At 73.7% G+C, this 25030-nt stretch carries 19 protein-coding genes; 7 read left to right on the forward strand and 12 right to left on the reverse strand.

The genetic code is table 11. From position 1 onward, the window contains the following. Window positions 1-73: 73 nt before the first annotated feature. Both ctaD and ACFY2L_RS12140 read left to right on the forward strand, forming a co-directional pair. Entirely contained in the window at window positions 74-1783 is a 1710-nt protein-coding gene (ctaD, locus tag ACFY2L_RS12135; protein ID WP_390822194.1) for a cytochrome c oxidase subunit I, read from the forward strand. Between the two features lie 3 nt (window positions 1784-1786). Further along, a complete protein-coding gene (locus ACFY2L_RS12140; protein ID WP_390656827.1) occupies window positions 1787-2362 on the forward strand; it encodes a hypothetical protein in 576 nt (191 codons plus the stop codon). Window positions 2363-3270: 908 nt separating this feature from the next. Here the strand turns inward: ACFY2L_RS12140 and ACFY2L_RS12145 are convergent. Beyond that, window positions 3271-5121, reverse strand: coding sequence for a serine/threonine-protein kinase (locus tag ACFY2L_RS12145; RefSeq protein ID WP_390656828.1), 1851 nt, complete (start codon window positions 5119-5121; stop codon window positions 3271-3273). A gap of 278 nt (window positions 5122-5399) precedes the next feature. Continuing rightward, a complete protein-coding gene (locus ACFY2L_RS12150; RefSeq protein ID WP_390656829.1) occupies window positions 5400-5993 on the reverse strand; it encodes a TetR/AcrR family transcriptional regulator in 594 nt (197 codons plus the stop codon). Between the two features lie 149 nt (window positions 5994-6142). Between ACFY2L_RS12150 and ACFY2L_RS12155 the strand changes: the two genes are divergently transcribed. Continuing rightward, window positions 6143-7156, forward strand: a complete 1014-nt coding sequence (locus ACFY2L_RS12155; RefSeq protein WP_390822195.1) for a patatin-like phospholipase family protein — start codon at window positions 6143-6145, stop codon at window positions 7154-7156. A gap of 1 nt (window position 7157) precedes the next feature. Then, window positions 7158-8645, forward strand: coding sequence for a flavin-containing monooxygenase (locus ACFY2L_RS12160; RefSeq protein ID WP_390822196.1), 1488 nt, complete (start codon window positions 7158-7160; stop codon window positions 8643-8645). A gap of 12 nt (window positions 8646-8657) precedes the next feature. On the opposite strand, the gene ACFY2L_RS12165 is transcribed toward ACFY2L_RS12160, so the two are convergent. Both ACFY2L_RS12165 and ACFY2L_RS12170 read right to left on the reverse strand, forming a co-directional pair. After that, a complete protein-coding gene (locus ACFY2L_RS12165; protein WP_390657132.1) occupies window positions 8658-10013 on the reverse strand; it encodes a phospholipase in 1356 nt (451 codons plus the stop codon). A 138-nt stretch (window positions 10014-10151) separates the two neighbouring features. Beyond that, window positions 10152-10481: a DUF4232 domain-containing protein gene (locus ACFY2L_RS12170; protein ID WP_390822197.1), complete on the reverse strand. Its 330-nt coding sequence runs from the start codon at window positions 10479-10481 to the stop codon at window positions 10152-10154. Here ACFY2L_RS12170 and ACFY2L_RS12175 point away from each other — a divergent pair. The 3 genes from ACFY2L_RS12175 to ACFY2L_RS12185 all read left to right on the forward strand — a co-directional run bounded on the left by ACFY2L_RS12175 (window position 10468) and on the right by ACFY2L_RS12185 (window position 14312). Further along, window positions 10468-10902 carry a hypothetical protein gene (locus ACFY2L_RS12175; protein ID WP_390822198.1) on the forward strand — a complete coding sequence of 145 codons (435 nt, stop codon included), beginning with the start codon at window positions 10468-10470 and terminating at the stop codon, window positions 10900-10902. The two genes, ACFY2L_RS12170 and ACFY2L_RS12175, sit on opposite strands and share 14 nt — an antisense overlap. Before the next feature lie 150 nt (window positions 10903-11052). After that, complete coding sequence (locus ACFY2L_RS12180; protein WP_390822199.1) at window positions 11053-12639, forward strand: alkaline phosphatase D family protein; 1587 nt, start codon at window positions 11053-11055, stop codon at window positions 12637-12639. Window positions 12640-12656: 17 nt separating this feature from the next. Continuing rightward, the gene (locus ACFY2L_RS12185; RefSeq protein ID WP_390822200.1) at window positions 12657-14312 is read left to right on the forward strand and encodes an FG-GAP repeat domain-containing protein; all 1656 of its coding nucleotides are present in this window, start codon (window positions 12657-12659) and stop codon (window positions 14310-14312) included. Window positions 14313-14361: 49 nt separating this feature from the next. Here the strand turns inward: ACFY2L_RS12185 and ACFY2L_RS12190 are convergent, their stop codons facing one another. The 8 genes from ACFY2L_RS12190 to ACFY2L_RS12225 all read right to left on the reverse strand — a co-directional run bounded on the left by ACFY2L_RS12190 (window position 14362) and on the right by ACFY2L_RS12225 (window position 24994). Further along, the gene (locus ACFY2L_RS12190) at window positions 14362-15243 is read right to left on the reverse strand and encodes an SDR family oxidoreductase (RefSeq protein WP_390822201.1); all 882 of its coding nucleotides are present in this window, start codon (window positions 15241-15243) and stop codon (window positions 14362-14364) included. Between the two features lie 23 nt (window positions 15244-15266). After that, complete coding sequence (locus ACFY2L_RS12195; RefSeq protein ID WP_390822202.1) at window positions 15267-16898, reverse strand: phytoene desaturase family protein; 1632 nt, start codon at window positions 16896-16898, stop codon at window positions 15267-15269. Beyond that, window positions 16891-17391 carry an SRPBCC family protein gene (locus ACFY2L_RS12200; RefSeq protein WP_390822203.1) on the reverse strand — a complete coding sequence of 167 codons (501 nt, stop codon included), beginning with the start codon at window positions 17389-17391 and terminating at the stop codon, window positions 16891-16893. The genes ACFY2L_RS12195 and ACFY2L_RS12200 overlap by 8 nt, the downstream gene beginning before the upstream one ends. Before the next feature lie 93 nt (window positions 17392-17484). After that, window positions 17485-17802 carry a hypothetical protein gene (locus ACFY2L_RS12205; RefSeq protein ID WP_390822204.1) on the reverse strand — a complete coding sequence of 106 codons (318 nt, stop codon included), beginning with the start codon at window positions 17800-17802 and terminating at the stop codon, window positions 17485-17487. Between the two features lie 173 nt (window positions 17803-17975). Then, window positions 17976-19103, reverse strand: a complete 1128-nt coding sequence (locus tag ACFY2L_RS12210) for a sulfite oxidase (RefSeq protein WP_390656841.1) — start codon at window positions 19101-19103, stop codon at window positions 17976-17978. A 183-nt stretch (window positions 19104-19286) separates the two neighbouring features. After that, a complete protein-coding gene (gene arsM / locus ACFY2L_RS12215) occupies window positions 19287-20180 on the reverse strand; it encodes an arsenite methyltransferase (protein WP_390822205.1) in 894 nt (297 codons plus the stop codon). Window positions 20181-20339: 159 nt separating this feature from the next. Continuing rightward, entirely contained in the window at window positions 20340-23273 is a 2934-nt protein-coding gene (locus ACFY2L_RS12220; RefSeq protein WP_390822206.1) for a poly(A) polymerase, read from the reverse strand. Next, entirely contained in the window at window positions 23273-24994 is a 1722-nt protein-coding gene (locus ACFY2L_RS12225) for an RNA ligase family protein (RefSeq protein ID WP_390822207.1), read from the reverse strand. Before ACFY2L_RS12225 ends, ACFY2L_RS12220 begins: the two co-directional genes overlap by 1 nt. Between the last annotated feature and the right edge of the window lie 36 nt (window positions 24995-25030).

Consider the following 25030-nt stretch of genomic DNA (forward strand, 5'->3'; position numbering starts at 1 on the left):
GGCTCGCGGTCCCGTACCCATGGCTCTTCCCGGTCCGATCACGACATGGGCACCCAGCAGAGGACGCGATCAGGTGGACGAGGCACGGACGGAACAGGTGGAGAGCGCGCGGCCGAGCGCCGTGGTCTCCGCCGCCGGCACGGCGGTGGAGCAAGGCGGGCGGGACGGCCGGGCACCGCACCGGCCCTCCTGGGTGGAGTGGCTGACGACCACCGACCACAAGAAGATCGGCACGATGTACCTGGTGTCCGCCTTCGCGTTCTTCGTGATCGGTGGTGTCCTGGCGCTGCTGATGCGCGCGGAACTCGCCCGGCCCGGACTGCAGGTGATGTCGAACGAGCAGTTCAACCAGGCGTTCACGATGCACGGCTCGATCATGCTGCTGATGTTCGCGATGCCGCTGTTCACCGGCTTCGCCAACTGGATCATGCCGCTGCAGATAGGCGCCCCGGACGTCGCCTTCCCCCGGCTGAACATGCTCGCCTTCTGGCTCTTCCTGTTCGGCTCCTCGATCGCGGCCTTCGGCTTCCTCACCCCGGGCGGGGCCGCGTCCTTCGGCTGGTTCCTCTACGCGCCGCTGTCGGACTCCGTGCACTCGCCGGGCCTCGGCGCCGACCTGTGGATCATGGGTGTGGCGCTGTCCGGCTTCGGCTCCATCGCCGGCGCCGTCAACTTCATCACCACCATCATCTGCATGCGCGCCCCCGGCATGACGATGTTCCGGATGCCGATCTTCACCTGGAACGTGCTGCTGACCGGTGTGCTGATCCTGATCGTGTTCCCGGTCCTCGCGGCGGCGCTGTTCGCGCTGGAGTGCGACCGCAAGTTCGGCAGCCACGTCTTCGACTCCGCGAACGGCGGGGCCCTGCTGTGGCAGCACCTCTTCTGGTTCTTCGGCCACCCCGAGGTCTACATCCTGGCCCTGCCGTTCTTCGGGATCGTCTCCGAGGTGATCCCCGTCTTCAGCCGTAAGCCGATGTTCGGATACATGGGGCTGATCGGCGCGACGATCGCGATCGCGGGCCTCTCGGTGACGGTGTGGGCGCACCACATGTACGTCACCGGCGGTGTGCTCCTGCCGTTCTTCTCCTTCATGACGTTCCTCATCGCCGTCCCGACCGGCGTGAAGTTCTTCAACTGGATCGGCACGATGTGGAAGGGCAGCCTCTCCTTCGAGACACCGATGCTGTGGACCACGGGCTTCCTCATCACGTTCGTCTTCGGCGGCCTCACCGGCGTCATCCTGGCCTCGCCGCCGATGGACTTCCACCTCTCGGACTCGTACTTCGTCGTGGCCCACTTCCACTACACGGTCTTCGGCACGGTCGTGTACGCGATGTTCGCCGGCTTCCACTTCTGGTGGCCGAAGTTCACCGGCAAGATGCTCGACGAGCGCCTCGGCAAGATCACGTTCTGGACGCTCACGGTGGGCTTCCACCTGACCTTCCTGGTCCAGCACTGGCTCGGCGCCGAAGGCATGCCCCGCCGCTACGCCGACTATCTCGCCGCCGACGGCTTCACCGCCCTCAACTCCCTGTCCACGATCGGCGCGTTCCTGCTCGGCCTGTCGATCCTGCCCTTCTTCTACAACGTCTGGAAGACCGCGAAGTACGGCAAGCCCGTGGCCACGGACGACCCGTGGGGCTACGGCCGCTCCCTGGAGTGGGCCACCTCCTGCCCGCCGCCCCGCCACAACTTCACCAGCCTGCCCCGCATCCGCAGCGAGTCGCCGGCATTCGACCTGCGTCACCCGGAGATCGCCGCGCTCGAGGCGGAGGTCTAGGCCGTGCTCCAGCCCGTGGTCGCCGTGGGCACCGGGATGCTGACCGTGTCCGGCTGCGTCTGGTACCTGCCGGCCCTGGCCGATCTGCGGGCCGGTGCCGACCGGCCCGACTCGCGCCGTACGGCGGCGGCCGCCTGCCTGAGCGGCTGGTCCACGACCGGGATCATCGCCCTGCTGCTCCTCGTCGTGGAGGCGTGGTGGCTGCCCGTCGCCGCGGCCGTCGCCGGAGCCGGCGTCACGGCCGGCCTCCGGGCCCGGGCGGTCGTCCAGCGACGGCGTGAGGCACGACAGGCCGCACGCGACTGGGCGGAACTGCGCACCGGCCCGTACCCGCCCGGCCCCGACGGGGCCAGGAACGTCGTCGCGCTCCTCCTCGCCTTCGGCCTGCTCACGGCCGGGGCCATGGCGGCCGTCGGACTGGTCACGGGCGGGGCGCAGGACCCGGACTGGGTGTCGGCAGCCGTGGTTCCGGCCGGCGTCATGGGCCTGTTCATCGCCCTCGCACTCCTCTACCCGCGCGGCCGGCCCACCCCCGCGCAACATCGGGGCGAGCACGGCTCGAAGCCGACGCGGGGGTAGGCACGACGGCCCCCACGACGGCGCCCTGCGCGGGGACACGGGCCGACGCTCCGCGAGGACGACGACCACCAACCGGCCACACGACCCGTCGGCCACACGACCCATCGGCCACACGACCCGTCGGCCACACGACCCGTCGGCCGTGCGGCCCCGTCGGCCGTGCGGCCCCGTCGGCCGTGCGGCCTTCATCCGGCGTGTGACCCCATCGGGCGTGTGGCCCTATCGGGCGTGCGGCTCTCCTCGGCCGTGCGGCTCTCCTCGGCCGTGCGGCTCTCCTCGGCCGTGCGGCCTCCTCGGGGCGTGTGACCCCTATACGCTGAGCGGCCTTTGTCGGTCGGCGTGTGTCCCCGTCGCCGGGTGGCCTTCGTCGGCCGTGCGGCCTTCACCGGGCATGCAGCCCTTTGTGCCGAGTGGCCTTCACCGAGGGTGAGGTTCCCGCCCGGTGCGCGGCTTCAGCGGCTGTGCGGCCGCCCGTTGGCGAGTGGTCCCATCGGGCGTGTTGCCCTCATCTGGCGTGGGGCCTCGGGCGTGTGGCCCCCGATTGGCTGTGCGGCCACCCAATCGGCCGTGTGGCTTGGCGGCCGTGGGGCCCTCACTGGTCGTGCGGTCCCATGTGCGGAGTGGCCCTCATCGGGCGCTGCCCTGTCTGCCGACGGCCTGCATCGGGCGTGGGGCCGCATCGGGCATGCGGCCCCCTATGCCGAGCGCCTTGCCAGGCGTGCGGCCTCATCCGCCGACGGCCTTCATCGGCTGTACGGACCTGCCAGGTGGGCGGCTCCCCTCGTGCGCGCGGCTCACCTCGCGCGGGCGGATCCTCAGACCTGTGGTCCCATCGGTCGAATGGGCCTCGTCGAGGCTGTGGTCCCTGGAGGGCCATCCGTGCGGACCCCGGCCGAAGGCCGCGTGCCCTACTCGGCCGTGACGAACCGGAGGCGGCGGCGGGCCCGTGGTGGGGTGCTTCTGCGGGCGCGGATCTCCTGTACGACTGCGGCGAGGACGACCACGGCCCAGGCGATCGAGAAGACGCCGGTCTGGCCGTCCGGGTCGAAGGCCAGCCAGCCGACCCCCAGCCCGGCCGTGGTCAGGCCGGCGGCGGCCGCGAGGGGCGACGGGCGTCGGCGGCTCAGCGCGCGGAGCAGGCAGAGCGCGCCGAGGGCGAGCAGCGGGGTGGCCAGGATCTCGATGTTGTCGTGCGCGGTGTAGTCGTGGTCGACCCCGACCTCGGCCTGGGCAGGGGAGTAACTCCCGCTGTAGTCCTGCTCGAAGAGCCTGGAGCCGGAGGAGTCGGGCGGCAGCTCGTAGTAGCCGCCGTACGCGGAGTCGTAGTAGTACAGGGTGGAGAAGTCGGACTCCGACACGTAGTCGTAGTCGTAGTCCGAGCCGCCGACCGCACCGCCCACCGTGACGCTCGCCATGACCAGGGCCCCGGCCCCCCACCACAGGCAGGCCGAGGTGAGAGGGAGCCAGCGGAACAGGACGAGCCCGAGCACGCCGGTCGCCACCCACACGCCGATGAACGCGTCGCTGGAGTCCTCGTACAGATCCTGGTAGCCCACGGCGACGACGCCGGAGACCACCAGGCCGAGCAGGGCGACGATCCTCCCGTGGGGGAGCGTGAACCGCCGCCTGCCGGGCGAGGCTTCGCCGTCCGGCGACGCGGTGCCGGCCGGCGTCCCGCCGCCGTCCGCCGCACCGGACCCGGTCGCGCCGACCTCCTCGCCCGGTGGCGGGGTGGCGGGCCTGGGCGGTGTCAGCGCGGTGCGGGTCTCCTGGTGGGCCAGCGCCGTCTGCCCGGGACCGGCCGTGGCCTCGGCGGACGCACGGGCGGGGGGCACGGCCGGCACCGGAGGCGTGGGCGGCGTCGGCGGTGTCGGCGGCGCGGCCGGGGTCGAGGCGCCGCCCGGCCGGGCCGGCACGGGCGCCGGAGAGCTCAGCGCGAGGAGGGTCTCCGTCAGCGCCTCCCGCATCTCCGCCGCGCCGGCCTGCCGCTGCTCTCGGTCCTTGGCCAGGGCCCGCAGCACCAGGACGTCCACCGCCGCCGGGATCTGCGGGCGCAGCCGGGACGGCGCGACCGGCTCCTGGCTGATGTGCTGGTGCATCACCGCGAAGGGGGAGTCGCCGATGAACGGAGGGCGGCCGGTCAGCAGTTCGTACAGCAGACAGCCCGTGGAGTACTGGTCGGAGCGGCCGTCCACGGGCTGCCCCGTGAGCTGCTCGGGGGAGAGGTAGGCGGGGGTGCCCACCGTCATTCCGGTGGCGGTGAGCCGGGTGGTGGTCTCCGCGACGACCTTGGCGATCCCGAAGTCCAGGACCTTGATGCCGCCCTCGGACGTCAGCATGACGTTGGAGGGCTTGATGTCGCGGTGGATGAGGCCCCGGCCGTGGCTGTGGGCGAGCGCGTCGGCGATGTCCCGGCCGATCGCCAGGGCCCGTTCGACCGTGAACGGGCCGTCGGCCAGCACATCGGTCAGAGTGCGCCCCTCGATGAACTCCATGACCAGGAACGGCGTCGTCTCGCCGTCCGTGGAGTCCTCGCCGACGTCGTGCAGCACGGCGACGTTGCGGTGGTTGAGCGAGGCGACGACCCGTGCCTCCCGGCGGAACCGGACACGGAACTCCTCGTGCCGGGTGAGTTCCGGGGGCAGCAGCTTCACCGCCACCGTGCGGCCCAGCTCCCGGTCCGTGGCGCGCCAGACCTCCCCCATTCCACCGCGCCCGACCGCCTCGACCAGTTCGTATCTCTCCGCGAGCACCCGCATGGTTCTGCCCCCCTGGTGGCATGGGGCAGCCCGAACACGACCCGACTGCCCGAGATGTGCGAAACACGGCAGCCGACGGGGCGGGCACACCGTGAACTCCCCGGTGCCGGCGCGCCCTCCGCTCAGCCGCGCGCCCACGATAGTGGTGAAAATCGGCGCACGGGATATTCCGTGCTTAACCGTACAAATGTGCGCCTGTTGCGCGCCTTTGCCTCCTGAGTCCCTCCTTCCCGAGGGCGGTGGCGGCTTCGGGAGAGCGGATGCCCGACGGAAGGCGTCTACCGGCTCAGGCGCAGGACGAGCCGCAGCGTGTCCGTCAGCACGGCCGTGGGCACGGCAGGGTCGGCGACCCGCTGGACACCGAGACCGATGCCCAGGCTGAGCAGGGTCATCGCGGCCTGCTCGGCCGGCATGGCCAGGGAGGCGCCCAGTTCGCCGGCCAGCGCTTCGAGGAGCTGGGCCAGCGCCTCGCGGATCGCGGTGACCCGCGCCGTGATCTCGCCGCGGAGCTCGGCGTCATGACGGGCGCCGATGAGGAACTCGACCTCGAGCAGGGTCCAGGTCTCGTCGCCGATGTGCGCCTCGCCCCACGCGGCGAAGGCCGCCAGGCGGTCGTCGGCCCCCGCGTCGCGCAGGACCGCCTCCGTCAGCAGGGCGAGCTGCTCGGCGCGGATGGCGTCGAGCACGGCCAGGCACAGATGGCCCTTGCTGCGGAAGTTGGAGTAGACGGCGCCCTTGGAGTAGCCGGCCCGCTCCGCGACGTCGCTGAGCGAGGTCACACCGTAGCCGTCGCGCAGAAAGAGCTCCCGCGCGGTGGCGACGAGTTGCTCGCGCGTACGTTCCTGGCTCTCGACGCGGCTGAGGCGGGCCATGTCTCGCTCCCTCTCCCGTCCCGCGCGGTGTTCTGTCTCCCGGCGGCTCCCGAATCCCTCGGATCCTAACGCCGGAACGGGCTGTCCCCGGCATTCGGATACCGCTAGTATCCGGATCTCGTCGGTATCCCGAATGGGCGGAGAACCCAGTGACCGCAACGGGCACACGCACGACTCCTTCCCGGGGACTGGTCCTCGGCTGCGGCGGAACGCTCGGCGCCGCCTGGACGACCGGAGCCCTGCACTCACTCCAGCGGGCCCTGCGGTGGGACCCGCGCCACGCGGAGGTGCTGGTCGGCACCTCGGCGGGCGCCGAGCTGGCCGCACTCCTCGGCGCCGGCGTCGGCGTGGAGGACCTCCTGGCCGCGCAGCTCGCCCGGGTGGGGGCCCGAGCGGACCTGACCGGTCACTTCGCCGCCCCGCCCCGCGCGCTCCCGCCGCGGCCCGCACTCTTCCCCGGATCCCCGCGGCTGGCGCGCCATGCGCTGGGACGTACGGTTCCCCTGGTCGCGGGCCTGTCCGGCCTGCTGCCCCAAGGGCGCGGCGACGCCGCCCGGCTGGCCGCCCTCGCCGACGTCCTGGCACCGGCCGGCGGGTGGGTCGCGCACCCGGCGACCTGGCTGGTGGCCACCGACTTCGACACGGGCCGGCGTACGGTCTTCGGGCACCCCGACACCCCGCCGGCCGCCCTGCGCGACGCCTTGCGCGCGTCCTGGGCGGTCCCGGGCTGGTTCCCGCCCGTACGCATCGACGGCCGGCGCTACGCCGACGGCGGCATCCTGTCCACCGCCTCCGCCGACCTCCTCGTGCCCCGGGGCCTCGACGAGGTGTACGTCGTCGCCCCGATGAGCTCGACCGCTCCCGGCCCGCGCAGAGGACTCGGCCGGGCCGAGGCCCTGTTGCGGCGGGCCATGACCCGGACCCTCGACGCGGAGTGCGCCGCGCTGCGGGCCACGGGCACCCGCGTCGTCCGGATCGAGCCCACCGCCGCCGACCTGGAGGTGGCCGGCGGCAACTTCATGGACCCCCGGCGCCGCCTGGCCGTGCTGGAGACCGCTCTGCGCACCACCCGCGCGACCGTCCGGGACCTCCTGCGCCCGGCCGTCACCCCCGCCGCGGACCCACGCCCCGAACGCCGCCCCGACGCCCGGACAGGAGCCTGACATGCCGCGAACCGAACCCGCCGCGGCGGCCACCCGCCGGCCGCACGCCGTCGAGGCACTGGTCGTCGGCAGCGGACTGTCCGGCATCGGGGCGGCCATCGGGCTGCGCCGGACCGGCGTGCACGACCTCGTCGTCCTCGAGAAGGCGGACGACCTGGGCGGCACCTGGCGGGACAACACCTACCCGGGGTGCGCCTGCGACGTCCCCTCCGCCCTGTACTCCTACTCCTTCGCGCCCAACCCGGAATGGACGCGTGCCTTCGCCGGCCAGGCGGAGATCCGTTCCTATCTCCGTGACACCGCGGCCCGGTACGGCATCACGCCCCTCATCCGCTTCGACACCGAGGTGATCCGTGCGCAGTGGGACCCCCGGACCGCGCGCTGGCACGTCGAGACCAACCGCGCCGACTACACGGCACGCTTCCTGATCGCCGCGGCGGGGCCCTGGCACGAACCGCTGCTCCCCGACATCCCGGGCCTGGCCGATTTCCCCGGCACGGTCTTCCACTCCTCCCGCTGGCGCCACGACCACGAACTCACCGGCGCACGCGTCGCCGTCGTGGGCAGCGGAGCGTCCGCCGTGCAGTTCGTGCCCGCCATCCAGCCGCGCGTCGCCCGGCTGCATCTGTTCCAGCGCACCGCCCAGTGGGTGCTGCCCAAGCCCGACCACCATGTGCCGCGTGCCGAACGCCTGTTGATGCGGCGCTTCCCCGCGGTCCAACGGGCCCTGCGGAACGCGGAGTACGGAGCTCTGGAAGCCCTGGGCGTGGGCTTCCGCCGTCCTTCCCTGCTGCGCGCGGTGCAGAAGGTGGGCGCCCTCCACCTCCGGGCCGCCGTCAAGGACCCGGACCTGCGCCGGGCCCTGACACCCGACTACACCCTCGGCTGCAAACGGCTGCTGCTGTCGAACACCTACTATCCGGCGCTGACCCGGCCGAACGTCACCCTCCACCCCACCGCCGTGCGGGCCGTCGACGGCCACCGCGTCATCGGCGCCGACGGCAGCACGGCCGAGGTGGACACCATCATCCTGGGCACCGGTTTCCACATCCTCGACATGCCCATCGCGCAGCGCGTGTTCGACGCCGGCGGCGCGAGCCTCGACGATCACTGGAAGGGCAGCCCGGACGCCTACCTGGGCACCACGGTCAGCGGGTTCCCCAACGCGTTCCTCCTGTTGGGGCCCCACCTCGGGACGGGCCATTCCTCCGCGTACACGATCCTCGAAGCGCAGCTGGACCACCTGACCCGAGCGGTACGTCGCATCCGCTCGGCGGGCTGGACGAGCATCGACGTGCGCTCCGAGGTCCAGGAGGCCTTCAGCGCGGAAGTGCGACAGGCGCTGCCGTCCACGGTCTACAACTCCGGCGGGTGTTCGAGCTACTACCTCGACGGCAACGGCCTGAACAGCTTCAGCTGGCCCTGGTCGACGGGCCGGCTGCGCCGCCGGCTGGCCCGCTTCGATCCCGAGGCGTACGAGATCACGTAGGGCGGCTCCCGGTCACTGGCCGGCGGCGAGGACGTAGGTGTTGAGGGTGCCGACCGTCTCGAGCGGCGCGGGGGAGCCCAGGTCGTAGCGGTCCACGGCGAGGTAGTTGGGCTTCTTGCGGGCGGCGGGCGTGCAGAAGTTCTGGGCGCGGTTGAGGAGTTTGCCGTTGTCCGTGGCGGCGGTGGAGCCGATCGTGTAGTCCCTGAAGTGGTTCATCACAAACAGCGGACGGAAGGCGGCCGAGTCCACGGTCAGCGGGCGGCCGGTGCCCCAGCGGCTGTAGCAGGACCAGTCGGAGGTGCCGATCCCGCCGCCCATGGACCAGTAGTTCTCCACGGTCCACTCGCGCTGGTACATCACACCGAAGGTGTCCCGGGTGGCCCAGCCGTTCGCGGTGTCACCGGCACGCGTCCGGTCGCTGAAGATCAGCAGTTGCCTGCCGCGTGCCGCGAGGTCGGCCATGGCCGGCCAGCCCCGGGCCGCGACGCCCTCCTGGTCGGGCCGGTAGAGCACGTCGTACAGTCCGTTCACCGAGGCCAGGGAGGACTTCAGCACGTCGGAGGAGGCGTAGTCCTCGAGGAACAGGGTGACGAACTGGCCGGAGTGGGCCTTGAGGAAGTCGACGACGCGTTGCAGGTCGGTGGCGAGCGGGACGGGGTTGCTCACGCCGTCGCAGCTGTTGTGGCAGAGCACGGCCTGTCCGGAGACGGTGTAGTCGTCCAGCATGAAGCCGCGCACGCCGTCATCGAGCTGCCGGCTGATGCCGCGGGTCTGGTTGGGGAACAGACTGACCGGGAACGAGGCGAAGTTGCCGTCGGCGCCGTTGGCGAAGGCGTTGTGCGCGGTGAGGAAGGTGACCTGGTCGAGGGTGCGGGTGTCGGCGGAGGGGATCGGGCTGGTCGCGTACGCCACCGGTGTGAGGTACCAGCGGGCGAGGTCTCCGGCGGAACCCAGCTGTACGGCGCCGGAGTCGGCGGAGGACCCGGTGAGGTACTGCGAGGTGCCGGGGACGCCGACGGTGTAGGTGCCGTCCGTGCCGGCGGTGATCGTCCAGACGGTGCCCTCCGCCCCGCAGGGGAGGGTCACCGCGGAGGTACCGCTGCGGCCTAGGCAGGTGCCGGCCTCGTCGGTGTTCCGCAGCTGGTGGCCGCCGTCGACCGCGACCGGGGTCCACTGCTGGTGGTCCTCGTCGCCCTTCGGGTGGTGCGCGGCGACCGTGCCGCCGCTGTCGGCCGCGTTCAGGCCGGTCGTGCGGTTCTGCAGGTACACCGGGTGAGCGGGGACGGCGGCCGACGCCGGGCCCGCGGACAGGACGGGCAGGGTCAGGGCGAGCGCGGCGGTACCGCACAGGGCGCGCAGGGGACGCAGATGCACGCGGCTTTCCTTTCGTTCCAGCACTCCGAGATGGCAGAGGCATGACATATCGAAAGGAGCGGGTGCCGCGCCAGACCCCGCGTCCGAACTCGCCCCGGAAAAGGCAACTTTGACGCCTCGTCAACGCCCCTGCTATGAGGCCGAGAACGCCTTCAGCCGTACGCCGGTGTCGCAGATGCGCACCGCTTCCGCCTTCCCTCCGGCGGCCGTGAACGCTCGGGTGAGGGGCCGGGACTCGCCGGGCGGGACGATGTCCAGGCCGGTGACCGCGTCGCATTCGTCGAGGCTGGTGAAGGTGAGGGCGGCGGTGGCGGAATCGCCGGGGGAGAGGGTGGACTTCGCGGCGTCGCCGACCGACCCGGCCCAGTCCACCGGCAGTTCCACCCGGCCGGACTCGCCGACGAAGAGAAGCGAGGGGAAGCCCCGCACCGTGCAGGATCCGTCCCCCTTGTTCGTGATCACGACCGAGGCCCGTCCCGGACCGGTGGTGCGTGCCACGGCCGTCAGGTCCTTCGTACGGCAGTGGTCGGCGGCGGCGCTGGGGAGGGAATCGGCTCCGAAGAGCACCCCGGCGGGCGGCGAGGACGCGCCGTCACCCCCGCGCGACCCGCCCGACGCCGAACCGTCGGTCGAGGCCCCGCCGGTCGACGCCCCGCCCCCGGCTTCCGTCCTCGACGAACCGGAGCCGGAACCAGAACCGCTGCCCGGTGCGCCTTCGACGCCCGGCGGCGAGGAGGAGGCGCCCGACGGCGAGGAGGAGCCCGGCGACGCGCACCCGGCCGCGCCGACGAGGAGCAGCACCGTGACGGCGGAGATCAGAGGTCGGCGCATGGCTCCTGCTGCTGGTTCGAACGGATGGACGGACCCGGTGACGTGGACGTGAGGATATTGCATAGAATCCACGGCGATCACGTTCACCGGCGCTGCTCAGCGCACCGCCTTTGGGGGGAAAGGCACGCGTGTGCAACCGAGCGACAACGACATGAGCACCCACGGCATGCGCCGCAGGCGGTTTTTGGGCGCCGGGGGAGCGATGACGTTGGGAGCAGCGGGAGCGCTGGCGGCCGGACAGCTGGTGTCGGGAGACGCCTCGGCGTCCGTGGGCGGGGCGACCGCCACGGCCGGCGCCGGCACGTCGGTGAGCGGCACGGTCTTCGGACTGGGCGTCGCCTCCGGCGACCCGCTGCCCACCGCGGTGGTGCTGTGGACCCGGGTGGTGCCCCCGCAACAGGGCAGTTCCGGCATCCTGGCCCCCACCGTCGCGGTGACCTGGCAGCTCGCCTCGGACAGCGGTTTCACCACGATCGTCAAGAGCGGCACGGCCACGGCGAGCAGCAGCCTCGGCTACAGCGTCCACGTGGACGTCACGGGCCTGACCCCGGCCACCGACTACTGGTACCGGTTCACGGCGCTGGGCCGCACCTCCGTCACCGGCCGGACCCGCACCGCCCCCGCCCCCGGCACCACCCCCGAGAACCTGCGGATCGCCCTCGCCTCGTGCCAGAACTGGCAGCACGGATACTTCACCGTCTACCAGGACATGCGCGAACAGCGGCCGGACCTGGTGCTGTTCGTCGGCGACTACATCTACGAGAGCTCCGCCTACTCCTACCGCGTGCGCCGCCACGAGGGTTCGGGTGCGCCCGTCACACTCGCCCAGTACCGTGCCCGGCACGAGCAGTACAACACCGACCCGGACCTCCAGGCGATGCGTGCCGCCGCACCCTTCGTGGTCGTCTTCGACGACCACGAGGTGGAGCAGGACTGGGCCGGTGACGTGGCGAACGACCCCGTCGCCTGGCCCGCCGACAAGTTCCGCGCCCGCCGAACGGCCGCGTTCCAGGCGTTCTACGAGCACATGCCGATCCGCCTCGCGCAGAAGCCCGTCGGCCCGGACGTCCTGATGTACCGCGCACTCGACTTCGGCAGTCTGGCCCGGCTGCACGTCCTCGACACCCGCCAGTACCGCGACGACCAGGCGGCCACCGCCGCCGAGGCCTCCGAGACCGGCCGCGTCATCATGGGCGACACCCAGCGCGACTGGCTGCTGGACAGCATGCGCGGCTCCGGCGCGCGGTGGAACCTGGTCGCCTCGCAGGTGATGATGGCCGAGACCGACTACCTCGCCGGCGTGGGCAAGGAGTGGTCGTACGACGCCTGGGACGGCTACCAGACCGAACGCGCGGCCCTGCTCGCCGAGTTCCAGGACATCCGCAATCCCGTCGTGCTGTCCGGCGACCGGCACCGCACCATCGTCAGCGACCTCAAGCTGGACTACGCCGACGCGGACTCCGCCGTCGTCGGCGCCGAGTTCGTCGGCACCTCCATCTCCAGCAACGGCGACGAGGACCTGACGGCCTTCGCCGCCGAGTGGCAGCCCAAGCTGGCGGACAACCCGCACTGGAAGATCATCGACGCCCGGCGCGGCTACCTGCTCCTGGACATCGCACCGGACCGCATCGACGCCCGACTGCGGACGATCTCCACCGTGCTGACCCGGAACGGGACGACCACCACCGCCGCGACCTTCCGGGTGGAGGACGGCGTGCCGGGCGTGTACCAGGTCGGCGTGGAACCCCAGTCCGCGGCCGACGCCTCCACCGCCGTCCCCACCCCCTGACCTCCCCGGGAGAGCACGTGTTCACCACCCGACCCCGGCGGCGCGACGGAAGCCACGGACGCCGGCGGCACAACCTGATGAGGACCTCCGCGCTGACCGGTGTGGCGGCGGTGCTGGCGGCGGGCGCCTTCGTGCTGCTGCCCTCCGACGCGGACGCCACCGCCCCCGCGCGCGGTGACTTCGACGCGGACGGCACGTCCGATCTGGTGTACCGCAACGTGGCGGGCCAGTTGTACGTCCACACCGGCGCGGCCGAGACCATGGTCCTCGACACGGACGTCGCCAAGGTCAAGGACGTCCTCACCCCCGGGGACCTCGACTCGGACGGCGTCCAGGACGTGCTGACCCTCAGTCCGACCGGCGTGCTGTTCTTCCACTCCGGTGTGTACGCCCGCACCCCCGGCGGCCTCGGCTCGTACCGTACCGCCGCCTCCGGCTGGCAGATCTACAACAAGGTCGCCGCCCCGGGGGACATGAACGGCGACGGCAAGGCCGACCTGGTGGCCCGCACCCCGGCCGGCACGCTCTACTTCTATCCGGGCAAGGGCACCGGCGCCTTCGGCAGTCGCGTGACGATCAGCACCGGCTGGCAGCAGTACGACGAACTGATCGGCGCCGGCGACCTCAACGGCGACGGCGTCGGCGACCTCCTCGCCCGCACCCCGGCCGGCGTCCTCTACCGCTACCCGGGCAGGAAGGGCGGCACCTTCGGCACCCGGGTCAAGGACCCCAGGACCGACTGGGCGTCGTACAACCAGATCATCGGCGGCGGCGACTGGGACGGCAACGGCAGGACCGACCTGCTTGCCCGGGACTCCGCCGGCGCTCTCTGGTTCTACGCCGGCGACGGCAAGGGCACCTTCGGCACCCGGTCCGCCCGCAGCACGGGCTGGGGCAAGGCCACGCAGTTCGCGGGAGCCGGCAACAACCCGCACTTCGGCAAGTTCGGCGTCATGGCCCGTACGTCGGCCGGCAGCGTCTACAGCTACCAGGTCACCGGCACCGGCACGCTGACCGGCAAGCTCCTGGTCGGCGAGGCCTGGCCGTCCTCCACCACCCGCCTCGCCTACGCCTCCTCGCTGCGCCAGAACGGACTCGCCGACCTCGTCGTGCAGTCCGTCAGCAGCGGCCGGCTGACCAACCCGGCGTTCTACGCCCTCTCGGACCCCGCCCTCGCCACCGGTTCCACCTCCTACAACCGGGTCGTCGGCCCCGGGGACGTGACCGGTGACGGCAAGGGAGACCTGCTGGCGGTGACCACCGCCGGCACGCTGTACCTCTACGCGGGCGACGGCTCCGGCACCGGCGTCGCCGGACGCGTCAAGATCAGCACCGGCTGGGAGCGCTACAACACCCTCGTCGGCGCGGGCGACTTCACCGGGGACGGCCGCCCCGACCTGCTGGCCCGGGACACGGCCGGCGTCCTGTGGCGCTACGCGGGCACCGGCAGCGCGTCCGCCCCCTTCGCCGCCCAGGTGAAGGTCGGCACCGGCTGGCAGCAGTACAAGAAGGTGTTCTCGCCCGGCGACGCCAACGGCGACGGCAAGGCCGACCTCATGGCCACGAACTCCACCGGCGCCCTCTACTTCTACGCGGGCACCGGCACCGGCGGCTTCAAGTCCCGCGTCACGAAGGCCACCACCGGCTGGAGCGGCTGGGCCGACCTGCTGTGACCGCCCGGCCCGGCGCGCGGGCCCGGGCGGCCCCGCAGCGCGGCGCGTGTCACGGGCGCCGCCGGCGGGCGAGCTCGTCGGCTCTGCCGCCCGCCCCGAGCGAGCCGGTGGGGCGGAAGGACCGACCGGCCTCCAGGCGGGTCAGGACGCGCCGGGAGCGGCGCAGCACGAGAGGCGGCAGCGTGCCGCGGGAGAGCTGGGCGAGACGCAGCCAGGGCGGGGCGTAGACGGCGGTGCGCCGGTGCTCCACGGCCTGGACCAGCCGCTGGGCGACGCTGTCCACCGGGTGGACGTGCCGGGCCGGCGGCGGCATGTGGGCGCGCAGTTCACGCAGAACGGCGTGCCGGTCGGCGTCGCGGACCATGTCGGTGGCGGTCCAGTTCAGGTAGGCGACGCCCACGGCCACCCCGTACGGGGCCACCTCGGCGCGCAGGGAGTGCGCGAAGGCCTCGGCACCGGCTTTCGAGGCGCAGTAGGCGCTCATCATCGGGGCGGCACCGATCGCCGCGAGTGAGGCGACCTGGAGGTAGTAGCCCGCCGTCCCGATCAGATCGGGCAGGAACACGTGCGCGGTCAGCGCGCTTCCGGTGAGGTTGACGTCGACGACCCGCCGCCAGTCCGTCATGTCCGTGTCGGCGAACGGGCCGCCCTGCGCGATGCCGGCGTTCGCCACGACCGCGGACGGGGGCCCCAGCTGCCGGCGGACCCGCGTCGCCGCCCGTTCGAGGGCCGCCTCGTCGGTGATGTCGGCCTCGATGGCCAGGGCCGGTGCGGGCAGGGCGGCAGCCACCCGCTCCAGGCCCGCCCTCTCGTGGCCGATCAGCGCCAGGCGCGCGCCACGGCGGGCGAGTTCGCGCGCCTGGGCCGCTCCCAGCCCACGGGCGGCTCCGGTCACCACGACGGTTCGGCCTTCGAGCGGACTGCCGGACACGGGCTGCTCCTTCGGCTGGGGCTTCAGCGGCCGTCCGGGCGTGGTGCCCCGGTGCGGTCGCGGCGGGTGAGGACGTGCTGCAGCCGGTGCAGACCGGGTGGCCGGTTGCGGCGCAGGGCCGCCCGCGCGGCGTTGGCGCCCGGGGCACCGTGGACGCCGCCGCCGGGATGGGCTCCCGCGGAGGCGAGGAAGAGCCCGTGCACGGGGGTCTCCGGACGCCCCGAGCCGGGCAGCGGGCGGAAGACCAGCTGCTGGTGGAGGGCGGTGGTACCGCCGTTGATCGCTCCGCCGTCGAGATTGCGGTCGAGCAGTTGCAGGGTGGGGGGAGCCAGGACGCGCCGCGCCCGGATCAGCGACCGGAAACCGGGGGCGAACCGCTCGACCTGGCGTTCGACCCGGTCGGCCATCACCTCCTGCTCCTTCGTGTTCCAGGCACCGGTCAGCCCCTCGTCGCCGGCGTCGGACGTGATCCGCCGCGGCACATGGGTGTAGGCCCACGCGGACTCGGTCCCGTGCGGTGAGCGCACGGGATCGGCGGTCGTCATCTGGCCGAACAGCGCGAACGGGCGGTCGGGCACCGCACCCGTCGCGATCTGGGCGGCGAACCGGGTGAGCTCGTCCAGCCCGTCGGCCAGATGGACGGTCCCGGCCCGGCGGGCCGCCTCCGCCTGCCAGGGCACACGGGCGTCGAGCGCCCAGTCGACCTTGAAGGTCCCGAAGTCCCACTCGAACCGCTCCAGGTCCGCCAGCAGCTGCGCGGGCAGATGTTCCGGGCCGACCAGGGAGCCGTAGAGCGCGGGCACCGAGACGTCCGCCAGCACCGCACGCCGGGCGGCGACGCTGTCGCCGTCAGCCGTGCGCACGCCGACCGCCCGCCCGTCCCGGACCACGACCCGGTCGACCCGCCGCTCGCAGCGCACGACCCCACCCCGCGCCCGCAGACGCCGCACCAGCGCGTCGGTGAGGGCACCGGAGCCGCCGACCGGCACCGGAAACCCGTACGTCTGGCCGAGCATCGACATCAGCCAGCCGAATCCACCGCTGCCCGCGGCCTCCGGGGCGAGATCGGCGTGCAGGGCGTTGCCGGCCAGCAGCAGCCTGCCGCCCTCGCCCGTGAACTCCTCGGACCCCAGGCGCCGCACCGGCAGGACGAGGGTGCGCGCCATCCGCAGCCCGCCCGCTCCCCGCAGCCGCAGCGCGAGCCGAGCCGTCGCCCGCAGCGGGGGGAACGGCGTGAACAGCGCGTCCAGGATGTCGCCGCGCAGCTGCTCCCACACCCCGTGCAGCCGCCGCCAGGCGTCCCCGTCCCCGGCCGCGAAGGCGTCGAGCGAGGCGGCGGTGGCGTCGATCCCCCGGTCGAGGACGGCGCATCTGCCGTCGGTCAGGGGGTGGGCCAGGACGCGCGGCGCATGGCTCCACCGCAGCCCGTGTGCCTCGAGCCCCAGGCCCCGCAGCACGGGGGAGGCGGCGGCCAGCGGGTAGAACGAGCTGAAGAGGTCACTGACGAACGCGGGGTCCACCCCCCGGTCGTGCCGCACCGCACCACCGGGTTCGGACTGCTCCTCCAGGACCTCCACGCTCCACCCGGCGTCCGCCAGGAGGTTCGCGGCCACCAGACCGTTGGGCCCGGCCCCGATCACCACCGCGTCAGGCATCGCCGCCTCCGGGCGCGCCTGCCCTGGCCGTCGCCTGCCGCCGGGGCACCCCGGCGGCCTGCTCCTCGGCCTCGCAGACACGGGCGAGGCGGGCCAGCATGGCGCGGTGCCGCAGCTGGATCACGACCTCCACGGCCGCGCTGTGCAGCATGCCGCCGACGCCCTCCAGCGGGTGCTCGTCCACGATCGCCAGACAATGCTCGCCCCACGAGCGCAGTTCCAGCGCGATCCGTGCCGTGCCGAGGGCGCCCGCGTGGGCCTCCAGCTCCAGCACGGACGGCTCCACGCAGCGCCGGACGACCGTCTCGTTCGTCAGCCGGGCAGGGCCGAGCCGGACCTCGTAGGCGATCGTGGCGCCCACCTGCGGCCAGTCGCCCCGAGCGGGCTGCGACGCCGAGGTGCCGACCACCCACTCCGTGTAGCGGTCGCCGTCCGCCAGGACGTTCCACACCGTCCGGGGACTCGCCTTGATCAACTGATGCCGAACCGCCACGGGTACCTCCCGCACTCGTCGATGTTCATCGCCAAGTGCCCATATCGACAATCGCCAACCGGGAGGTGCCGTGACCGTGAGGCCGCGGGTCGGTCAGGCGGTGTGGTGCAGCCAGCGCCGCAGGACGGCGTTGACGTCGTCCGGCAGGGCGCTGAGCTGGTCGATGGCGGCACGGTCCTCCGGGCGCGGCGGGATTCCCGACGCGGTCAGGGCCGCGTGCAGGTCGATGCGGCGCAGGTCGCGCGGGCTGACGGTGAAGCTGAGGCGCTCGGCGGGGTTCGGTGGCGGCAGCGGGTGGTCGGCCTCCAGGCGCGGGCCGGCCGGCTCCGGCCAGAGGACGTCGGGCGCCTCGACGGCGTAGAAGTCGACGTAGGCGTGGGGTGCGCCGTGCTCGGCGGCGGTGGTGGTCACGTGGGTCTCCTCACCGGCTTGTCTGCGGTTTCTGCGGGACATGAGGCGCGCGGAGCCCGCGCCGGTTGCGGTCGCCGCCGGACATCACACCGACGGCGTCATAGGAGGCTCATCCTCTGGTCCGACCACCGTCCCGGACCGGCCGTGAGGCGCCTGCGTCGCGCAGGGGGCGCCTACGCGTCAGGGGGATCGGGGCAGAACACCGGAACCCGCTGGACCAGGTTGTTGGCGAACCCGCCCAGGTTCCAGGGCTGTTCCAGCGGCTGGGTGTTCCCCGCCGCGTCGTGGGCGCGGGCGCTCAGGACATGCGGGCCGGGGGCCGCGGCCCATGGGGCGGACCAGCGGCGCCACGCCCATCGGTGCCCCCGATCCGGTTCCAGCCCGGCGTCGTACCAGGTCAGGCCACCGTCCGTGCTCACCTCCACCGAGGTCACCGGGGCGCGTCCCGACCAGGCTCGTCCCTCCAGTCGGACCGGCCCGGGCGCCACGACCCGGGTCCGGGACATGAAGTCGGGAAAGCCCGGCGGGATCATCAGCGCCCTGGGAGCGATGCGGGTGACCGGCTCGCCCTCCTCCCCGGGCACCTGCCTGATCCGGTACGCCACCGACTGCTGGAAACCGGCGAAGGGCGCGTCGACGACCGTGATGTCCCGCAGCCACTTCACCTGGGCCATCCCGTACCAGCCGGGCACCACCAGGCGCAGCGGGCTGCCGTGCTGGGGCGGCAGCGGCGCGCCGTTCATCGCGTAGGCCACCAGGACCTCGGGCTCGTCGCCCAGGGCCAGGTCGAGAGGGAGACCGCGCCGGTAGTCCTGCTCGACGCCGCGTTCCACGCCGTGGTCCGCCCCGGTGAACACGACGTCGACCGCGTCGTGTCCGACGCCCGCCTCGTCGAGGAGCAGCCGCAGCGGTACCCCGGTCCAGTCCGCCGTGCCGACGGCCTCGACCAGCCACGGCTGGCTCACCGGCCGCGGTGACAGCAGGGCCCTGCCGTTGCCCGCGCACTCCATCGTCATCCGCGTGGTGACGGCGGGGCAGGTGCGCAGCCGCGCCGGGGTGAAGCTGAGCGCGCGCCGTACCCGTCCGCCCACCGTCAGCCGCCAGGCGTCCGGCTGCGGCACATGGGGGATGTCGTAGTGCGTCAGCACGTAGTGCAGGCCGGGCGGGGTGACGTCGTGGCGCATGGCCTCCAGCGGCAGGCCGTGGTTCCGCGTGGCCAGCGCCAGCTCGTCCAGCCCCGCACCGTCACCGGACGGGGCGAGGCGGGCGGGAGCACTGACGTCGGCCGGTCGACGCCTCATGCCCTGATTCTCCGCTCCCTGCGCCGAGGGTGCATCGGCAGCCGCGGGCGGGGATCGGCCGGCCACTGCCGGAGCTCTCCGGCCGCCGCCGGGTCCCGCGCGAGGAGCCGGCGATCCGTTCCCGCAGGCCTGCCGCAGGAAGCCCGACGTGTGGACAGGCGGCCGTCCTTCGGGGACGTGTCCTCAGCTCCGGCAGCCGCAGCCCGATGCCGTCTTGGCCTGGGCGACGGTCAGGCTGGGGTCGGCGGAGGTCTCGTCGGGGGTGCAGCAGGCGTCGACGCCGCAGCAGGCCTGGGCCGGCTCCGCGGCCCCGGCGGGGGTGTCGGCGGTCTCCGGCTTGGTGGCGCGGACGATGGCGGAGTGCATGCCGGCGGCGACCGGGTGGGTCGGGGTGATCTCGATGCCGGTGAAACCCGCGGCTCGCAGTCCCGCACGGTATTCGGCGAAGGAGAGGGCGCCGGCGATGCAGCCGACGTAGTCGCCGCGTTCCGCCCGCTGGTCCGGGGTGAGGTCGTCGTCGGCGACGACGTCGGAGACGCCGATGCGGCCGCCGGGCCTGAGGACGCGGAAGGTCTCCGCGAAGACGGCGGCCTTGTCGACGGACAGGTTGATCACGCAGTTGGAGATCACCACGTCGACGCTCTCCGCGGGCAGCGGGATGGACTCGATGGCGCCCTTGAGGAACTCGACGTTCGTCGCGCCCGCCTTCGCCGCGTTGGCGAGGGCCAGGGCGAGCATCTCGTCGGTCATGTCCAGCCCGTACGCCTTGCCGGTGGGGCCGACGCGGCGTGCGGAGAGCAGGACGTCGATTCCTCCGCCGGAGCCGAGGTCCAGGACGCGCTCGCCCTCGCGCAGTTCGGCGACGGCGGTGGGGTTGCCGCAGCCGAGCGAGGCGGCGACGGCCTCCGTGGGCAGCGCGTCGCGTTCGGCGGCGGCGTACAGGGTGGAGCCGAAGTTCTCGTCGCTCTCGACGGGCTGCGGCCCGCAACAGGCGGTGGAGCCCTCGGTGACCTTCAGGGCCGCCTCCGCGTAGCGCCGGCGGACGGTTTCGCGCAGATCGGTGGACTGCTCGCTCATGGCTTCACTCCTGGATGACGGGACAGGGGCATGCCCCGGAACGGCTTGTATCGACGTTCGTTGATGCAAGAGTGCGCCCTGAATCGAAAAGCGTCAACATAGAGATATGTCGAATCAAGAAGCCGTGGGCGGCTCCGGACGCCGACGGCCCGCCACAGGTCACCGGAGGGTGGGAAGCCCCCCACCCTCGACATACGCCACCTCGACCCCCGCAAGTCCCGTCACCCACCGGCCGGCGAGCTCCGCGAGCCGCTCCGCGCCGGGCGGCGTACGTCCGAGCCCGATCGCGTACCGCGCCTGCGCCGCCCCCGCGCCGGGGACCGCGGAAGGTGCCGGGAACAGCGGCCGAGGCCAGGCGTGCGCGTCCCCCACGCCCGCGTCCTCCAGCGCCCCGAGCAGCGCGCGCACCCGCCCCCGGACCCGCCCGTTCAGCTCGTCGAAGTCCTCCGCCCGCCGGGGCAGCACCGTCACCACGGCCCACGCCGCGTTCCGCCGGTGCAGGGGCGGCGGGGAGAGAAGCTCGGGCCACGGATCCCGGCCTGCCTCGGCCGCGGCCTCCACCGCCTCCCAGGCCCGGTAGAGCTCCTGGCTCAGCAGATCGAGTCCGCCCGCGCCGACCTGTCCGGTGCACGACCGCACGGGCGCGCTGGGCGTCCACACGGTCAGTGACCCTCGGGCTTCGTCCCCGAGTACGTCACCGTCCCCGGCGAGGCCCACGGGCTCGCGCCAGTCCCACGCGGCCCACGTCCCGAAGAACCGCCGCAGCAGGTCACCGGCGTCCGCGACCTCCGGTGCCTCCCGGACCGTACGGGCCGCGAGGACCGCCCACGCCACCCCGGGCAACCCGCCGAACGGCGCCCCGTCCAGCCCGCGCGCCCTCGCCCACGCCTTCACGCCCCGCGCCAGCGCCGCGAACCGCGACACCCCGGACCCGTCACCGCCGGGTCCGCCCACCGCCGCCAGGACCGCGTCCGCGTCGGACACCGCGCTCAGGGCGACGGCGGCGGCCTCGCCCAGCCCGGCCCTCCGGGCCACCGCCTCCTGAACCGGCACCGGGCCCGTGGCCACGACGACCAGGTCCACGTCCAGCCCTCCGGCCCGGAACCGCAGCCCCGGCACCCGCGCGCCGACGACCTCCCGCATCCGTTCGGCGTCCGGCAGCGAGGCCGCGACCCGTTCCCGTACGGCCGCGAGGTCCACCGTGCCGGGCAGCGCCGCGACGAGGTCCAGGTCGGCCCCGTCCAGCGCACAGCCCATACGCCGCGACCCGGCGACATGGACCACGCCCTCGCCGAGCGCGTCCGTCAGACGCCGTACGACCCGTTCCGCCGCCGCGTCGTCCCCGGCGGGCCGCACCACCGGGCCGGCGGCCGGCGCGGCCCAGTCCGCCCACTCCCGGTCGGGCCGCCCGACGGCCGGCTCGGGCAGCCACCGCACCTCCCCGGTGCCGAGGGCGACCGTGCCCCGGGGCCGCATCGGTTCGTCGCCCCGCCGGGACAGCAGGACCAGTTCCCCGACCCGCGTGGTCATGGGGGACAGGCGGGCCGCGCAGTCGACCGCGACGGCATGCGGGTCACTCGTCCGGCCGAGGCTCAGATGCGGGGTGAACCCGTCGTGGCGGCCACGGCAGCGCGGGAAGCGCCGCACGAGCGCCCGCCACAGTTCCGCCCACGGCGTCTCGTCGTCCGCCGCGGGGTCCAGCCATACGGTGGCGCCGTGCCGGTGGGCGAAGGTGTGCAGCCCCGCCAGCCGCGCCGCGAACGGGGCGACCTGCGCGGCCGCGCCGGCCAGCAGCGGCGCCGCCCGCTCGAATTCCGCCTCGGGGACGAACCCGAACAGCACGTTGACATGCGGTGGCCAGCGCCGGATCTGCACGTCGTGGTCCCGGCGCACGTCCTGCAGCGCCGGCCACAGCTCGCGCGGCGGGACCCACGCCAGCGCCGTACGGGGCGTCGGCGCGACGTCGAGCACCTCGAAGGGCGCGCCGGTGCCGCAGTACAGGTCGGCGGCCACCCCGTAGTGGTCGGAGATGTACAGCCCTTCCGGTGCAGGCGTGTCGCCGAGCAGCGCCGCACCGGTCACGCGCGGTCCGTCGGAGGCGCGGACGAGGACGCGGTCGAGGCGCGAGGCGCGGCCCGACAGGGACGAGACGGCGGCCAGCGGGTTGACGCCCGGGTCGAAGGTGGGGGAGTGGTCGCCCGGTCCGTGTGTCTCGGTCCAGGCGTCGAGCATGCCGAGCGTGCGCTCCGGGCCGGGCCCGCCGTCGTTGAAGTCGCCCACCAGGACCAGGCCGCCCGTCACCCCCGCGAGCCCCTCGGCGAGCCGGGTCAGTTCCGCGCCGCGCCGGGCCGGCCCGTCCTCGGAGTGGTCGCTGGTGAGATGGGTGGCGGCCACGGTCAGCGGCCCGGACGCGGTGTCCACGACGACGGCCGTGACGGCCTTGTGGTGGCCCAGGACGTGCAGTGCCGCCTCCCTGACGGGCAGCCGGCTGAGCAGCAGCAGCCCGCAGTCGTCGACGTCCTTGCCGTAGGGGTCGGTGCCGAGGGTGTAGTGGGCCCGCACCCAGGGCGCGTCCAGCAGCAGGGACAGCAGCCCCGCCTCGACCTCCTGCAGGGCGATCACGTCCGCGTCGGCGCGCTCCAGCGCCCGCAGCAGCAGCGGACGGCGCAGGGCGGTGTCGATGCGGTCGCTGTCGTAGCGGTCCCACAGCGTGTTCCACGTCAGCACCCGCGCCCGGTCCGGCCCCGCCTCCCGCGCCACGGGCGCCGCGGGGGCCCACCGGCCGGCCGCCGCGTCCCACGCGTACGGCGTGCGCGCCGAGAAGAAGGGCGCCCGCAGCCGCCGCGCCTCGCGCACCCGTCCGGCGCCCGAGGCGTCGATGCGGTCCACACCCGTGGCGCGGTCCCACACGACCTCGCCGTCCGCCTCCACGAACAGCACCCGGTGCCACGGGATCTCGCCGCCCGGCACGAAGGCCGGCAGCGGCACCCGCTTGGGTGCGGCACCGCGCTGGTGGATGCCCAGCACGAACCGCGCGGGGTCGAAACGCGCGTCCCAGCGCACCCGGTGGTAGATCTCCTCGCTGGTACGCATCAGGCGTCCTCCCCCTCCAGTGTGCCGTCGCGGTCCTCGACGGTCCCGCGCGCGCCCACGTACCAGGTGCGGTGCGCCTGGCCGGGATACGGCGGCACGAACCGGCGCAGCTGCGCCGCCAGCACCTCCGCCGGCACCGGGTGCGCCCGCGCGCCGTTGCGCCGTACGAGCTCCTCCTCGTCCGCGAGCAGCACGGCGTGCGTGATCAGCGCGTCGCGCCGGCGCGCCACGGCGTGCACCAGGGACCGCTGGTGCGCGTTGAGCGACGTGGCGTCCCACACCACCGTGCCCCCGGCCGCGAGCGCCCCGTCCAGCCGCTCCAGGCCCTCCCGCAGCACCTCCCCGTTGGCCTTCTGGTCCGCCCGCGCGCCGCGCGCCTCGCGCAGGTCGTCGAGCGCCACGCGCACCGACACGCCCTCCAGCCGCGCCGCGAAGGCGCTCTTGCCGCTGCCGGACGGCCCCACGAGATGCACCAGCCGGGGAAAGTCCCCGCCCCGCCACCGCCATGTCGCCGCGACGGCCTCCTCCACCGTCGCCACCCGCCCCTGGGCGTACGCCTCCCGCGCTTGCGCCCAGCAGCGGTCCGCCGCCTCGCCGCCGACCCCGTCCCGCGCCAGAGCCTCCCGCAGCCCGTCCCGCAACGGCCGCAGCGGCGCCTCGGCCAGCAGACCGGCCTCCTGCGCGTGCAGCGCGGACCACTCCACCTGTTCCCGCGCCTGATCGTCCACCGCCACCGCCCCCGCGACGGCGTGCAGCACCCCCGGATCCGCCGCGAACGACATCCGTACGAGCCCCGTCCGCCGCTCCGCGTCCGGGTACGGCCGGTGCAGCGACGGGTGCAGCCCCACCAGATCGGCGACCCGCCGCGCGAGCGGCACCCCCAGCGGTCCCGCCGCCCGGCCCATCACCGTCGCCCGCGGTGTGCGGTGCAGCAGCGCGGCGAGCACCCCGGCGAGCCGTGCGTCCCCGCCGCGCCCCAGCGCGTCGAGCCGCGCGCCCGCCTCGGCGGCCGCGCCCGCGTCGAGGTCCGCCACGCCCAGGTGCCCGGCCAGCGCTTCCGCGTCCGGCGCCGCCCCGGACCGCACGGCCCACAGCGCGGCCGCCGGGCCGAGCCCGTTGGGCACCACGGGCGCGTGCATCCAGTGCGTCCCCGTCGTCACATGGCCGGGCCGCACCCACTTGGCGACCCGCTCGGCGAAGTCCCCCCGTGCGAAGCCCTCGACGGTCCGTACGACGTACCCCTCCTGCCGACCGGTCTCCACCCGCAGCCGCCGCAGCACGCGCTCGTCGAACACCCCCCGCCACCACACCGGCGGCACCGGCACCCCCAGCCGCCGCAGGAAGCGCACGGTCTCGTCCCAGCCCAGGCACCGGTCGTGCTCGTCCCACACGGAGAACCCGTAGAAGTACCCGTCGAGGGTGTCGTACGGGATCGAGTGCCGGGCGTACATGTTCTCCCCGCACACCCGCCAGCCCGCCGGTATCCGCGCTCCCACCCGCCCCTGGAGCGCCTTGACCCACGCCCGCGACGGGTGGTGCGCGGAGTCCACGGACCGCGCGTGCAGCCCGTCCGCGTACAGGGTCGTGTTCTCCCCGTCGAGCTTCTCGGTGACGACGACCTCCCGCCCCAGGAACCCGCTCACCCCACCGGCCCGCACATCGTCCGCGGAGACGCCCGGTGACCAGGGCAGATGGGGAGTCCGGGGATAGGAGGCGCGCATGCGGGCCACTATAGGAGCGCGGAAAACGGCCCCTCC

Origin of the sequence: Streptomyces sp. NPDC001381 (genome assembly GCF_042895685.1) — a bacterium.
Taxonomy (GTDB): Bacteria; Actinomycetota; Actinomycetes; order Streptomycetales; family Streptomycetaceae; genus Streptomyces.